The following is a 14,940-nucleotide window of genomic DNA, read 5'->3' as shown; positions in this document are numbered from 1 at the left end:
TTAATAAGAGTTTTTGTTTTGATTGGACAGTTCCTCGTTATTGATGATCCGCCAGTTTTTAAGGATTACACCGTGAGGATTATTGGGACTTCTGATGATATCTTCAAAGAAACCTTCGGTGATGAGCTTCCTCGTAATGACAGAAGATTTTCTGGTGATCATCTGTTTCCCGAAAAATTGAAATTTCTTCTGTTCCATATTGAGTGCAATAGAATCGGTATGAATACTTACCATCGAACTGGAGGCAATGATCTGATTATAAAAACCTTTTTCCTTTAGGTTTGTATATTCCTTTTTTCCGCTGTCATCGATGAGATACAATGACTTTTGAATATTATCCTTGATATAAATATCATCGGGTGCGAGCGTAAAAAACAATCGGTGGAATAATTCAATTTGAGCTTTGTATTCAACAGGTCGGTTCAACAAGACATCGGTCTGCTTTGCAAGTACCGGAACTCCATTGTCTAAAATGTAAATTGATTTTCTGGAATCCTCGATCATTCTGTATGCAAAAAAAAATCCGGCAATGACAATGAAAACAGCAAAAGCAAAGGTGGATAAAGAAATGACCTTGTTGATCTTGATTCTTTGTTCTATATTTTTGATAAGCATTTTTATTTTAGTTGTTGGTTGTTAATGTCTGGTTGTTGGTCATTCGTACAACATTTATTTTCCGTTTTTCATCGCTTCCTTAACCCTTCCCGAAGCGGAACCTGCTGCTGCACTTGCTGCTACTGAAGCGCCCCCTGTTTTGGCAGCCAATATTGCTGTTTTAGCACTACTCGCCATTTTTCCTGCGGCACTTTTCATTTTCGTCATTGCTCCGGCTCCTCCTGCTGAAACAATACTGTCGGCAATAGTTGGAGTCATTAAAACCCCGATTCCTGTTACAACATAGGCAACACAGGTAAAGAGCTGGTTATAGATCATTCCCGAATTTGAAACGTATACCATCAAAGCGTCTAAGTTGGTGATCGTTCCATTGGATAATAGGGTGTCATACCTCTCTATTTCCATTTCGTAACCGGAAGCGATCAATTGCTGACCGATATTGATGATGGTATAAGCAACAAAAGTGTACAGGTTAATATTGATGAACTTGGACACCCAGCTATATAAAGAGCTTTCAAATCCAGGGACAAGAGCCATCCCCACGGCTATCGGTCCCAAAATAATTAAAATGTAAGACCATATTTTTTGAATGAAGAAAATGAGATATACACAAATCCTAAGAATGGAAAGACAACAAAATTCAATGAGCTCTGCTACTAATTTTTGCATTTGGAACTCCATTCTTATCGACCATTCTTTGATGGGCTGAATGAGTTTATCCAATCCTTCGCTGATGTCATACCACGAATCATCCGCATCTTCAGTAGTATTCTCAATGACTTCCTGTTTGGCATCTTCTTCCGCCTTTAATATGATGACAGCATCGAGTAATTGCTGCTGCTTCTTAAATCTTTCGACCCTTAAGTCGTTAACTTCCGATTCTATCTCACTGAAAATTGAAATCCCTGGTTCGGCAATGGCCTCAAATGGTGCTTGAATCATACTAACAAATCCACTCCAGTAAACAAGGGTAAATCCGATAAGAATTGGTTTCAGCATCGGTGTGATTTCCCATTCCCTATCCCCTGCTGCCATTTGCCAACCCATGTAGCCGAGGTACATTAGAGCACCTAAACCGCCTATTGCTTTACCTACCAAAGCAGATCCTACAGCACTATCTTGCACTCTGTTATCAAGCTTTGTAAAAACCTCCATAAACCATTTCTCAAAAGCACCGTCACCTTTTAAAAATTGGAGTAGATTGCTATAATCGCCGTCTGTTTGGGCGAAACCCATAGCAGGTAAAAGAATTGCTAATAAGCAAAAAGTTAATGTTATCGTTTTATTCATTTTTAAAATCGGTGTTTATAATGATTCATCATATTATGAACAATCTGCTGGTCAGATGCCGGTGTCCACGCAGGTGGCAAAGCATAATTTGAATGGTTTTTCAGAATATTCTTGTAATCTGTAAGAAGTGTTGTCTTGTTATTGTGCTTCCTTAATTCCGTTACAAATTTTCTCCACTTGATGAGGGTTTGGTGGTACATTATGAATCGTTTACCTCTTGGCATATCCATACTTCTGGACATTGAATATTTTTCTTTGATTAAATCCAGTTCTTCCTGAAGTCTTTTTATTGTTCCTGTTGTGCTGAGCGTTTCAAAAGTCTGCTGGTCTTTCAGTCGCCACTCGATAAAATTCTGAGGTGTATCTGGAAATTCGGTAATGGGTTTTAGCATTCTTTTGTAATACAGCAACCAAAGTGGGTCTGCGTCAACGGTGGCGGAAGTCCAATGGGCAAAATCCTGAACGCTTCTTTTATGGATGGTGTCCGAAGCGGCTTTTATTTTTTTTGCTTCTTCTTCCTGAAATTTTAATTGAGCGAATCTTTGATTTTGCACCCCTGTCGGTTTTAATGGTCTAATGTCTTCACCATTTTTATAATCCCTGTTGATTTTTGGAGACCACAACCCCCAAACCGTTGCATAAGCAAAATTGGTTTGGATGCCTAAAAAATATTTTGGATAAGGTCTCCAATCTCCCCAATCTTGAAAGACCATTCTTTTATGTTGAGCAACAATGGAAGGGTCATTTAATCTCTTGACGCTGAATTGTCCAGAGAGTGCAACTGTCAAGAGTAAAAGTGGTAGGATGCTTATTTTTTTTACTAAATTTTTCATGATGTTTTAATTAAAGATGTGATTGAATTTCGTAATGATGTCGCCAACAATGGCCTTGTCTATATTGATGTAGTTGCGGAGAACAGGAACTTGATACAGGTAGGGAATTTTCTTAGCATTCTCTAATCGCAGATTGATGTATAAAATATTTCCATTGATATTTCTGACACGGGTAAAGATCTTTTCAATCAGCATTTCTCTATCCATTGCATCCATCAGAAAATCTTTGTCCTCTTTGAGAATATCCTGAGTAACTTCCTGTTGAAGCTTCATCGTCTGCTTACCTATTTCAACATAATATTTTGAAATGAGTACCGAATATTCAGGATGCTGTGCTGACAGATCCAGCATTTTATTGGAGTTCGTCACGATTTTACCGAGATATTGATAGAGATAGATCAGTTTTTTGCTCTGCGTCAGGGCTGAATTCACATTCTTCAACTGCTTATAGATGTACTCCTGAATCGCTATGATCTGTGTGATTTTATTGTTGATGTCATCATACAATTCTTTTTGCTTTTCATAGGAATCCAAAAAAGTTTGTTCACTTCCTAATCGGACGCCGTGGTTTACGGTAATTTGTGACAGAAGTTTGTCGTTGATAACTATTTGCTGGCTGCTAGCAGTGATTCCTAAAAACACAAATATTCCAAAGGCTAATATTTTCTTCATTGCTAAAAGGATTTGATGTTATTCATAATGCTTTCAACTACTTGCTTATCCCTATTGACATAATATTGAAAGGCTTTTTTGTTTCGTTTTATCTTGGTTTTGATATCTCTTATCTTCAAAAGCATATGTGTAGAGTTTCTGCTTATTGATTTAACTTCGCCTAATGCATAGTCCAATAACACTTTACGCTCTGATTTTTCCATTTGATTGATAGCTCCGTAAGACAAAATGATCCCAGTTAACAGCCGCGTTACCATTTGCAGATCATCAACAAACTGAACTTGGGAAGGCAAAACGGCTATAATGGAATAAGGAGCATCGTTTATTTCATTGATAATAGCAGTCTGATTGTTTGTTATTTTGGTTATTTCCCTGCTCATTGCTATTCCGGTCGGTACAACTTGAATGGCAAATGAAACAATCCGCAACCTGTCTTGTATCTTGGTCACCTTGTCTTTGAATTGATTCCATTGGGTTTTATTGGCTGTTTCTACTGTGGCATTAGCGATTTGTTTTTGCCGCATTTCTTTTTGCCTGTCGTGTTCTTTCATCGTGGCATTGATCTCTATGTCCATCATCGGAAATGATACATTTTCCTGTTGCCAAGCCGGTGTAGAGCCACCACCGGAGGATGTCAACACAAAATAAACAGCGGGAATAAATAGGCTTAAAAGAATTCTTTTTTTCATAATAGAAAAAATTAAAAATTCCGTTTGTACCTGTTCATTATGTTTTCAACAATACCTTTGTCGGTATTGATGTACCCTGCAAATGGATTAATAGAATTCCAGAATCCTAATCGGTTTGCTTTTTCTAATCGCAGTTTGATTGCTAAAAGCCAAAGCTTCAGATTTTTCACATTACCGGAAATATTATGAAGGATTTTGTATCGATCTCCTGCAGTAGCAAGATTCAATTCTCCGGATGCGAGAATATCAGATACATCGGTTACAATCTTTAGACTTTGCTCATAAGTCTTTTGTGAAGCTTTCACCCCAAAAATGGCATACTCAGGATGTTCTGATGCTAGTTGCCCAATTTGTGATGAATAATTGTAGCACTTATTGAGTTCCGAGTAGATTTCTTGTGCTTGGAGTCCGTTTTGTAATGTGCCTGAAACTTCTTTCAGGCCTTTTAAAATTTTGGTCTGAATATCATTAGCTGCAACCATCTGTGTTCCGACCCAGGTTTGTGCATCTTTTAATTTTGATGTTTCTTCAATGACTTCATTCTGCTTGGCTTTTAGATTTTCTGAATAGAGAATCATAGCAGCCGTTACTGTAGGATCGATGTAGGTGTTTTGGGCGAACAGGAAACTTCCAAAACCTAAAAATAGAATGCTAAACTTTTTCATACTGTTTGTTATTAATTAATTCTGAAAAACTGATATTGCGGTCTTCTAATTCCTGTGTGATAGTCTTGAAGACATTCTTCCCTTTGTGTTCTTTTTTCATCATTCTGTAGAAAGAATTGATTTTATCATCTAAAGGATTTTGATATAAGTTCACGAGTGACACTAAGTTTTCCAGACTGTCTCCGAAGGTTTTTAAATCACCAACTATTTTGCGCAATCCTTCATCATAGTCTCCGTATTGGTGCACATAATATTCAACTGCCGATTTTTCCGGTTTTTCTGTAGTGTAGGTGAGATATTGTTCAAGCGAAACTTCATTTCCATAGACCTCTCCTTTTGAACCTCTTTTTAAGTAAAATTCTTTAAAACGGCTTCTCCCAAATTTGTTGTTGAGATTGTTGATGGTAAAAATCTTGTTTTGTTCTACTTTATTGAGCGATAGCAATGAAGCGATCTTATCAAAATTATCTTTGAATTTGGTCTGGTCAAGCAATATAAAAGTGTCTGAATTATTGATGATGGAATCTTTAACCACTGCATTTCCAATAATGTCATCCAGTTCCTGCGTTACCACCACCGCCTCTCCCCAAAATTTCCTCACCGTTTTATATAAATAAAGGATGTATCCTCCCATCAGTTTACTCGCAATGGCCTTCCACGCTTCTTCGATTATTAAGGCTTTTCTGCGGTCTTTTCTGAGTCTCATTTTCTGAATAAAAGTGTCCATAATAATGAGCGTTACTATCGGAAAGAGTTTTGGGTTATCCTTTACATTATCGATTTCAAAAACAATGAAAGATTCGTCGAACAGCGTATTGTCTGCACTTTCATTTAAAGTCGTTCCGTACCTTCCGCCTTTGTAAAAATCTTTCAGCACAAATAAAAAGGTGCGCAGATTGAATTCCTTTTCTTTGATATTGTGTTTCTTATTATTGAGGTAAATCGGAAGAAATTGATCGCAATAATCATAAAACCCATTGAACGAAAGTTCTGTTACAATCAGCTTTTCTTCCAGTTCTTTTATTTTTCTGATAATGGCTTTTCTAAAGGATTCATTCCATTCTTCTGCTGATCTGGGTTGCCTGATGATATCATTCGACTTGATTAAAATCAACTGCGTTTCATTGTATATTTTCCTTCTTTCTTCATCGTTCAGCGTGTCATACGCTTCATACACTTTATAGAAATTGTCACTTTCATAATCCGGATTATTGATATTCTTATCGGGATGATAAAATTTCAATAATTTTCTTCCCGCTTCCTTTATTTCATCGGAACTGGCATCGAAAGTAATTCCCAAAATGTCATAGTAAGTATGCTGTCCTTTGTCTTCGTTTTCATATTCAGAAAAAAGATCATCTTCGTGAATGTTATACTTACTCAGATATAGAATGAGTTCTTCAGAAGTTTTTTGATCATACCACTGTGTTCCTGAGTTAAAATACCCGTGGTAATACGACATCAATACATTATCTAATATGGACTTTTGTGCTGAAGACATCGAAGAATCGGGACCTTGCCAGATCAAAAAGATCAGGTTGGTCAAAAATTCTATTTTTTCGATATTAAATTCTTTTTGATCCATCAGAAAAGGATTCATTGTGATTGGTTTTTCTTCGGTATATTGGATATATCTTCCCCCTTTGTATTTACAAGTTCCCGAATAAGAATCTCCTGTATCAACAATCACTACATCATAATTGTAAGTCAAATATTGCTCGATAATATTGTTCATCAGGAATGACTTTCCGCAACCAGACGGTCCTAATACAAACTTGTTCCTGTTATTAATCCTTCCTGTTTTCATCGGTAAATCCGATGGATCTACTTTTAGCGGAACGCCTTGTCTATCGGTAAATCTTAAATAGAAATTGGATTCTTCATTTACTGGGTAACTTTCTTTAAAAAAAAAACACAAGGCCGCTTCGCTTGTCGTCATAAATAAATCATACTCCCTAAGTTCTGTTCCATTGCCCGGAATGGCTGATCGCCAAAGTTCCAATTGGTTATAGGCATTTTTAGAAACAATGATTCCTTTTGTGAACAGTTTATTTTCTATCATCGACTGAATATTTTCCATTTTCTCCAGAGTTTCTGCTGAAAAAAGAATTGAAAAATGAGCATTCACAACGAGCTGTCCGTCAATGGCAATATTATGAAGCAGGGTTTGAATCTCGTCTGCGATAATTGCGTTGGTCGGAGAATTGTTGGCTGCTCCTTCGTGCTTTTTCTTCTTTTTATCGAGCTCCCTTTGCTGCTGTGCCTGAAGCGGAATAGTTATAATCTGATTGTATACAATGGTCTCGTAATCTTCCAGTTCATTGATAAAACTAAAATTATCTACTGCTGTTTCAGCAGCTGCACCATTTCCTCCGAGAATAGAGCAAGGCTCAATTTCCGATGGTAAATCGATGTTTTCGACATCCACGTACGAAATGTTTTTTACAAACCTTTTTCCTATTTGTAAAAATTCGTTGGTGCTTTTTATATTATCGAATGTTGGAGATTCGGAAAACTGCATCGATAGAACCCCGGAAATGTAGTACTCAAAATCTTTCTCAAATAAAAACTCAGGTTCACAATTGTTCTGTTTTAATAGCATCAAAACTTTCTGGCATTTATCCCGTAGTTCCTTATAGCTTTTATCAGAAAAATGATAATGCTTCATTTTCTTTTTCAGCTTATCATCTACAATATCAGTAAAGAGAAGTACGGTCTCAATAGTTTTGAAAAGTCTGCCCTCAAAATGCTCCGAATATTTTTGTTGTAGAAATTGGTTGGATTGCTCGGCAGCATATTTCTTCTTGGAAAAGATATCGAGCTTCTGAACAATTCTTCCTTCTCCAATGATCGATACCACCTGATTTAAAACCGTGTGGAAATTGAGATAGCTATCCGGGTCTGCCGAATATTGCTCAACAATATTTTTTATTTTGATCCCGATAATAGGATTCCCGTACTGTCCGAAAAGAACATCAAAATCCCAATTGAAATCTTTTCCCTGATCATATCCAATAAATGGGATGCTAAAGGCTTGTTTTTTTATTGTTGCCATTCTTTAAAAGTTTATTATTATGTAACCTTTTTGGAAAAATTAAGATCTGATCGAAGTTTTTGGTTTTGTCATACAAACCATATTTGTCCTGTCTTCTGAAGATGAGATAAACTCCGCCTGCGGTGACTGCAAGACCCAATAAAGAGCCTAAGAGACCGAACTTTGAGAGTACCAATGCTGATATGACCCCGCCTCCGATGACGCCGACTGCATAAAAGATGTATTTTCCTTTGAGTCCGAAGAATACAAGGGGCTTTTTGAGCCCCTTATAAAGGTAGAATCCCATATTAGGCAAAGAATGCTGTTACGAATTCAGGAACGACAATCAAGAAAATCATTGCTCCTCCATAACCAAGGATCTCTTTGTTGACATCCTGATCACCATTGGTCCATTTGTTATACACTCGGAGACCTCCGATAAAACCGACCAATCCTCCTACTGCTTTCAAGATCAGCTTGACCGGATCCCAATAATCAGTGATATCACTTGCTGCATTCGAGATTGCCGTTGCTCCACCTTGGGCAAATGCGGGAGTTATCGCCATAAGTGCCAAGGCTAGGGTTAAAACTTTTTTTGTTGTCACGTTTTTTGTGAAATAATTTTTCATCATAATTCAAAAATTTTATAAAGGGTTAATAATCATTTGAGTGTTAAATTTTGGGCATGGAAGTCCCGGACAACGAATGTAAATCCGCTGTTAAGTCTAATATTCAGTACGTTAGATTTTGTTTAAGTTGGCTAACTACATCGTGGATTGATAAACTTTGTATCCGTCGTAGTTCGCAACCATTTGAACCAGGGTTTCAGAAAGATTAAGCATCGCCTTCCATTCTTTTATTCTGGAAGTTTCCTGGTCTGCACTAACTGTGATTGGGTTTTCGCTAATCACTTCGTCAGGTTTCTGATTTTCCTTTTCGGTTGATGTCTTTTCATTCTGGTCAAGGGACTCCTCACTTGATTCAGCATTTTCAGGATGTGATTGGGTTTCAATTTCGGTAAAATCCTTTTTTGATGGATTATCGAATTCATCCAGATCTTGTTCAGATTCAAATAGTTCCCTCAAATACTCAAGATCTTGTCTTTCTTCATTTCCTTCAGTGTAATCAGAATGGATTGGATTTCTATTAAAGGATTGGGGAGTGTTAAGATTTTCTACATCTTCAATCCCTATAGTTGCAGTAAGATCTTCGTACTGTTCGGAAATTTCGGACAAAGAAAACTCCTCCGTCTCTTCTTTGTAGGTTTCTTTTTCTTTTTTCAGAAACAGGTCGTACAAGATATTTCCGGCGTAATACGTCAGATAAACAGCCAAGATGCAAAGTGATATTTTTATCATTTTTATTGAGATTGTAGAGATTAATACTTAGGTGTATTTTTTATTTCAGAGGGTAATCTTCAATGTTTGATTAATGTATTCTATCAGTTCATCGAAAGATTTTCTTACCCCGTATTTTTGTTCGTAGGTCAGCTTTCTGGTATCAATCTTCTGTAAGCAGTTTTTTTTGAATACAGGATTTTCCAGTAGCAATCCGAATTTTTTTAGCTCAATGTCCATTCCTTCCTGATTCAGATACTTGTAGCCTTTATCATATTTGGAACGGATAAATACTCTTTCAGCCTCACTTTCCAAAAGTCCCAGCATATTGATAAAGACCATGGTAGACTTGACAGAAACATCTGAATATTCGAAAGGGATCACGATAAAATCACTGTAAATGAGCAGATCGCTGTATTTTGCATCTAATGTTCCAGCCAAATCAAAGAGATTGATTTCATCGCTATCTTTTAAATTAATGAGGGTCTCAAAGTCTGAAAATGGTTGTTGGTCATCTTCGCTAATAATTTCCACTTCATACAATTTCGGACAACCCGATAATTCATCATCTTTCCATTTGTAGTAAAAAGATTTCTGGTAATCAAAATCGAAAACATTGATTTTCCTTTCCGAAATTGCCGAAATGTAATTGGCAAAAGCGATGGCTAGTGTCGTTTTTCCGGTTCCTCCTTTTTGTGTGGCAAATGTGATGATCATTGGGGTCTAGTTTTTTGTTTTTAGTTGAATGTTGTTGGACTGGAGAAGATTTTTCTGTCAACCGACAACTATCAATTTTATCGTCGTTTTCTTCGTCTTTTTTTGAGTTCGTTTTCGGCAGGATCTTTTGCTGTTCCTGAACTTTTCAATAATTCAAATAACATTTCGTTTACAGCTTTGCTCAAAGCATTTCTTTCATTATTTTCAGTTCGGTTTTCATTTGCTTGTATCGGATTCAGCAATTTTTGATATTCCTTTTCTCCAATTAATGATTGTAGCTCTCCGATATAATGGAACCGAGTATGAACAGCATACAGCTTTCCGTCCTCGCCTTTGGTAATTGACATATTTTTTTCATCATTTGTGTTTTTTTTATTTTTAATAAAATCCTTGACTTCAAATTGAACTTTTCGGTAGGTTTCCAGATCTTTTTTACCCCGGTTTTCAAATAGCATAAAGTCCTTGATTTCTATTTCCGGATTATTCTTATTAAAAAATTCAAGCAGGATCTTTTTTGTGTCCTGGCTGCGAATATTATAATCCTTCAGGATTTCAAAAGTCTTCTTATCAAGCTTATCAGAAGTAAATTCAAATACTTCATTCATTTTCATAATATCACTTCCTTTATATACTTTTTCTGTTTTATGGTCGATTACGGTGTAGCCAAAAGGATTTTTATCGTCTTTTTGATGAAAAACCATATCGATCCCGAAAACATCTTTCAGCTTTTTTTGGAGCTCGCTTTCAAAGGCAATCTTCATATTTGAATCATTTCCTCCTTCAGTAGTTTTTTCTTTTGGAAGCACTGCTTCATTTTTTCTATTATCCTCCACTTTAAAAACCTTATTTGAATACAATTCTTTGTATTTGCTTACTATTGCTTTGATCTGTTTTACCCTTTTATCATTTTTGCTGTTATCAAAAACAATCTGATCTCCTCGAATAGATTTTTGGTTTACTCCGTTTTTAAAAATGTTTAAAGAATTTTCATCATTTGTGTTTTTACCTATCCTGTAACCATTTCTATTGAGTAGAGTTTCCAACTGATTAAGCGAACTTATTTTGTAGTTCAGCAGTTTTTCCAGTTCTTCTTCCTGTTTCTGACCATACAATTTTTCCATTGTAATGCTTAATGCTTTTTGTGCTTTAAGCCTTTCATAACTGTCATTGATCTTCTTTCCGGTCTGTTTATCAACTCTGGTAGAAACAATGTGTATGTGATTATTATCTGTATCCTTATGAAAAACCACGATAAATGGTTGCATTCCATATCCCATCTCTTTCATAAAATCTTCCGCCACTTTGGTCAATTCATCTTTGCTATGATTCTGAAACTTGGTTGAAATAACAGCGTGTAATTGCGGCTTTTTTACCTTCTCATTTTTTGATACTGATTTTAAATAATCTCTAACTTGTTGTTGATTGCTAGACTCATTAATGAACGAAGGAAAATTTTTCATCGACATCAATTCTCCTTTCCCATTCTCTACTTTTTTATCATTGTACTTTACCCCGTGGAAATCAGATCCAGATGAGCCTAAAATTTTAATGATCATCAGCAATCAACGAATAGATTTTATAGAAAATTTCATTCTGTTGTACTTTTAAATTAGCTATTTCATTGAGCTGAATTGAAAAATAACTGAGTTCCTTTTCGCTGATAAACTTTTGCCCATTTGCTATTTTTGCAACTTGATTGACGTTGTTTTCAATCTTCCTGAAGATGTTGTCCTGCTTTTCAATGAACTGTAATATTGTTTTTCTTTCATCATCTAAAATCCTGCTCTCAACTGAATCGATGATTAAAGTTGTTAAAGAAATTTTCTTTGTAAGACAGAGCTTTTTCCATTTTTCTTTACGACATTTTTGAATTCTTATGAAAATGCGGACTTCTTTTTCCATGGCACTTAAAAATGTTTTTATGGTAAATATGGTTTTACCCAATTCGAATAGCCTTGAACTTCTCCATAAGTGTAGTACGATGTGGACATGGCTATTAACGAACTTTGAGGAATTTGAATAGCGTAGTTCTCAAGCAATGCAGGAAAAAATTGTGTTGAATTTTCTGTATGAAGTAATACTATCTGATTTGGAATATAACCTATGTCACTGTATATGTTTGGAATATTTATAAAAGCATTACCGTTTATGGGATATGAATCATTTGACCTGTATATTTGAAACCTCACATTAACGACTCCATTAACTTTTCTGAATAGTACAGATCCTTTTAAACCTCCGAAGTTTTTGGTACCGATTGTATAGTTTTTAGATGATGTCAGATAAGCATTAGTATTTCCCCAATAATTTACCGGGATCGACCAATTTGACGTCGATGTAATTCCTGCAGTACTGTTATGGTCAAATGATAAGAAAATTACATATTCAACAGGTTGTTTTTCTTTTGAAAAATCTCTCCATGATATCCCATCAAAGAAATATAATCCAGATTCTACAATATATGCTACTTGTCCTGACTGAGTAGTCGGTGGAGAGGTCACAAATACTATAGCTCCTTTTTTAGCATAGGAATACGTTTTTACAGCGAGTTGGTTTCCTGTAATTCTTGGGGGAATTATACCGTCATAATGATTGATATCATTTGGTTTTCCCACAACCTCTAAAGTTGTTTCTGGAGTCTGGGTATTGATGCCGACCTGTCCCTCAATTGATATAGTGAATAACATCAACATTAAATAAATGAATCTTCTCATTGGTATTTTGATTAAAATTTCTTGGACAAAATTGAGTCATAAAACCCTCTAAAACAATAGCAACCAAAGGGTTTGGTCTAAAAACTAACAGTTTGGATTAAACTGGAAATATTGAAGATTAAAAACGAATGATTTGGGTGAATCTGGAATCTTAATAAGAATTCTGATAAAAATAAAAAACAAGTTCCGCAGTTTTTTCACCCCTTTTGCAAAAAGGCCAGATCGTCTTTGTAGTACAACTTGAAAAGTTTGTGCGTACAAAGACACATCTTGCTAAAAAGAATCTCCATTTTTTTTGGAGCTCTGAAATAGAATTTTAGCGGAATTTATATTATTGATAAGCAATAAAATCCATTAATTATCAATCTCGTTTTGCTACAGAAAGAAAAAAATGAAAATGTTGGAATAAAAAATTTTAATCCGTATTATTTTAGGCAGGTCACGAGCAAACCTGTACTTATTTTATGCGGGTTATAGAAGGACCTGCATCCATTTTATACAGGTTCAGAAAAAGACAAATCTTGTATCGTGCTCACAAATGCTTACTGTATATTCTGTTTACTCAGGTTTATAAACCGACCTAAATATTTTTCCTGTGGATGAGATTAAAACTGTGCTTATTTTACACAGGTTATTGAGTGAACTTATATCAGTTTATACCGGTAGGATAATTAATCTGTCGTTTCTTTAAGCAGATAAAAACGAGAATCTTTTTTATAATAGTCTGAATTGATGAAAAACACGAACATATGAAGGAAACCCTTATGCTTTTTTATTTCTATTTGATGACAAGTATAATGATAAAAAATATTGCAAATAAATTTCCCTTGGTTAAGGAGAAGTATGATAAATTGGATGAAAAGAGAAAGTTTGAAATTGATTTTAATTATCTCCTATCATTTAAGTAATTGTAAAACTGATGATATATTATTCTACCGAGAATTATTATCAGTATTTCTTGACCACCAAAAATCCTCCAGTTTCCAAGTATGATTTCTAAGTTCGTGGACTAAATCCTTTAATTCGTCAGAGTAATCAGTTTGTCCAAGCTTCATTTCAATTTCAGTCTGTATTGTCCAAAGAGACCTGCTCAAATAATTGATATGCTTTTTTAGCTCATTCATTCTATCATAGGAAATCTCAGAATCATTGCCGAAACTAAAATCCTCCGAATTAGAACAATTATTTGATAAATAATATTCGTCATCATTATCATCACTCTTTAAAAAGCCCAGCTTGAGCGCCACTTTTTCGGAAGCTGTAAAATGATCTTTATCCATTTCAGCTTCGTTAATTGTTATTCTCTGTTCTTCTCTCATTAAAAACAAATGAGGAATAATGGTTTGCTTCAAGGAATTTGTCAAATGTCCCATTCCCCGATATTCCGGTAGTACAAACCAATGTAAATCTCTTACCATATCGTATACAATGGCTACAAAAATGTTCTCTGCATTTTTTATCAGATAAAAATTGTCAGGTCCATCAGAAGAAGTTACACTATCTGTCAATTTAGGTATATCATCCCATATTTTGGCAAAATCCACATTTGAACTTAAAGGTCTACGATAAATAAGACTAGATATTTGGTTATTTTCATTTAATCCTTCAAGCAAAGATTGTAGTGATTCATTTGTCATTTTTTACTTATTTGTTTAGCTAAAAGACCTACCACTCTATTTCATATATTTTATCATCATCACTTAATTCCAGATCTTCTATGTTACAATTATACTTTTTTGCCTCCGACTGAAGAAAATTTAGTAGGTCATTATACTCTTCTGAAGAATATATAGAAACTCTCATTAAATCTGGTAATTTTCTAAAAGAATTCTTACCGCCGTTCATTTCAAAAAATGACGCATTAATATGTCTCATAAACAGATACAAATATTCGTTCCCTGCATTTACAGCACCATTGAGATAAGGTAAGAGCTTTTTGGTTCCGGCAGAATCATAATTTTCCATCGCCAATTCTATCCAGTATTCGAGATGTAGAAACGTTGCAATATCTGCTTTATTACTATCGACCATTCTCATATTGTATCTTAGTGCAACAATGGAAAAAACAATATGCGGCCAGGAAATTTTGAACCCAACATAAGGAATTTCTTCAATGGAATAATGACTATGATCTTTTGTTAACCTGCTTCCGTAGGATGCTTTTCGTATCTCATACGAAAAACTGCTGATCAATTTGTTTTTGTCCTCGTAACCTTTCACATGATAGAAAGATTCGTTATTCCAGAATTTGGAAATAATTTCATAAATGTATTCAAAATCATCACGGGTTCCCCATATCTCAATTCCTAATCCTTTTTTTGTCGGTACAGCGTAAATCATTTACGATACTTTTGTTTCAACAAATTTAATCAAG

Annotated in this window: 16 protein-coding genes; all 16 read right to left on the bottom strand. The window is 35.2% G+C overall.

Annotated features, from left to right (window positions below; genetic code table 11):
• The 16 genes from traK to EG346_RS15440 all read right to left on the bottom strand — a co-directional run bounded on the left by traK (window position 1) and on the right by EG346_RS15440 (window position 14,906).
• Complete coding sequence (traK, locus tag EG346_RS15515) at window positions 1-615, bottom strand: conjugative transposon protein TraK (protein ID WP_123879835.1); 615 nt, start codon at window positions 613-615, stop codon at window positions 1-3.
• A 54-nt stretch (window positions 616-669) separates the two neighbouring features.
• Window positions 670-1,905 carry a TraJ family protein gene (locus EG346_RS15510; protein WP_123879833.1) on the bottom strand — a complete coding sequence of 412 codons (1,236 nt, stop codon included), beginning with the start codon at window positions 1,903-1,905 and terminating at the stop codon, window positions 670-672.
• 2 nt (window positions 1,906-1,907) lie between these two features.
• Window positions 1,908-2,738 (bottom strand): hypothetical protein, encoded by an 831-nt coding sequence (locus EG346_RS15505; protein WP_123879831.1) that lies wholly within the window; start codon window positions 2,736-2,738, stop codon window positions 1,908-1,910.
• Window positions 2,739-2,744: 6 nt separating this feature from the next.
• The gene (locus EG346_RS15500; RefSeq protein ID WP_123879829.1) at window positions 2,745-3,410 is read right to left on the bottom strand and encodes a hypothetical protein; all 666 of its coding nucleotides are present in this window, start codon (window positions 3,408-3,410) and stop codon (window positions 2,745-2,747) included.
• A gap of 2 nt (window positions 3,411-3,412) precedes the next feature.
• The gene (locus EG346_RS15495) at window positions 3,413-4,099 is read right to left on the bottom strand and encodes a hypothetical protein (RefSeq protein WP_123879827.1); all 687 of its coding nucleotides are present in this window, start codon (window positions 4,097-4,099) and stop codon (window positions 3,413-3,415) included.
• An 11-nt stretch (window positions 4,100-4,110) separates the two neighbouring features.
• Window positions 4,111-4,764, bottom strand: coding sequence for a hypothetical protein (locus EG346_RS15490; protein ID WP_123879826.1), 654 nt, complete (start codon window positions 4,762-4,764; stop codon window positions 4,111-4,113).
• The gene (locus EG346_RS15485) at window positions 4,751-7,819 is read right to left on the bottom strand and encodes a TraG family conjugative transposon ATPase (protein ID WP_181876062.1); all 3,069 of its coding nucleotides are present in this window, start codon (window positions 7,817-7,819) and stop codon (window positions 4,751-4,753) included. The genes EG346_RS15490 and EG346_RS15485 overlap by 14 nt, the downstream gene beginning before the upstream one ends.
• On the bottom strand, window positions 7,791-8,105 hold the full coding sequence (locus EG346_RS15480; protein WP_074231894.1) for a DUF4133 domain-containing protein: 315 nt from the start codon (window positions 8,103-8,105) through the stop codon (window positions 7,791-7,793). The genes EG346_RS15485 and EG346_RS15480 overlap by 29 nt, the downstream gene beginning before the upstream one ends.
• 1 nt (window position 8,106) lies before the next feature.
• Window positions 8,107-8,427: a DUF4134 domain-containing protein gene (locus tag EG346_RS15475; protein ID WP_378086794.1), complete on the bottom strand. Its 321-nt coding sequence runs from the start codon at window positions 8,425-8,427 to the stop codon at window positions 8,107-8,109.
• A gap of 135 nt (window positions 8,428-8,562) precedes the next feature.
• On the bottom strand, window positions 8,563-9,156 hold the full coding sequence (locus EG346_RS15470) for a hypothetical protein (protein WP_123879824.1): 594 nt from the start codon (window positions 9,154-9,156) through the stop codon (window positions 8,563-8,565).
• A 45-nt stretch (window positions 9,157-9,201) separates the two neighbouring features.
• Window positions 9,202-9,852: a ParA family protein gene (locus tag EG346_RS15465; protein ID WP_123879822.1), complete on the bottom strand. Its 651-nt coding sequence runs from the start codon at window positions 9,850-9,852 to the stop codon at window positions 9,202-9,204.
• A 77-nt stretch (window positions 9,853-9,929) separates the two neighbouring features.
• Window positions 9,930-11,408, bottom strand: a complete 1,479-nt coding sequence (locus tag EG346_RS15460; RefSeq protein ID WP_123879820.1) for a relaxase/mobilization nuclease domain-containing protein — start codon at window positions 11,406-11,408, stop codon at window positions 9,930-9,932.
• A complete protein-coding gene (locus EG346_RS15455; protein ID WP_123879818.1) occupies window positions 11,398-11,754 on the bottom strand; it encodes a hypothetical protein in 357 nt (118 codons plus the stop codon). Before EG346_RS15455 ends, EG346_RS15460 begins: the two co-directional genes overlap by 11 nt.
• Window positions 11,755-11,771: 17 nt before the next feature.
• The gene (locus tag EG346_RS24985) at window positions 11,772-12,566 is read right to left on the bottom strand and encodes a phage tail-like protein (protein WP_181876061.1); all 795 of its coding nucleotides are present in this window, start codon (window positions 12,564-12,566) and stop codon (window positions 11,772-11,774) included.
• Between the two features lie 932 nt (window positions 12,567-13,498).
• A complete protein-coding gene (locus tag EG346_RS15445) occupies window positions 13,499-14,203 on the bottom strand; it encodes a GNAT family N-acetyltransferase (protein WP_123879816.1) in 705 nt (234 codons plus the stop codon).
• A 28-nt stretch (window positions 14,204-14,231) separates the two neighbouring features.
• Complete coding sequence (locus EG346_RS15440; RefSeq protein WP_123879814.1) at window positions 14,232-14,906, bottom strand: DUF6904 family protein; 675 nt, start codon at window positions 14,904-14,906, stop codon at window positions 14,232-14,234.
• Window positions 14,907-14,940: the final 34 nt, after the last annotated feature.

The sequence above is a fragment of the Chryseobacterium carnipullorum genome (genome assembly GCF_003815695.1).
Taxonomy (GTDB): Bacteria; Bacteroidota; Bacteroidia; order Flavobacteriales; family Weeksellaceae; genus Chryseobacterium; species Chryseobacterium carnipullorum.
This window is presented reverse-complemented; position numbering and strand designations above follow the sequence as displayed.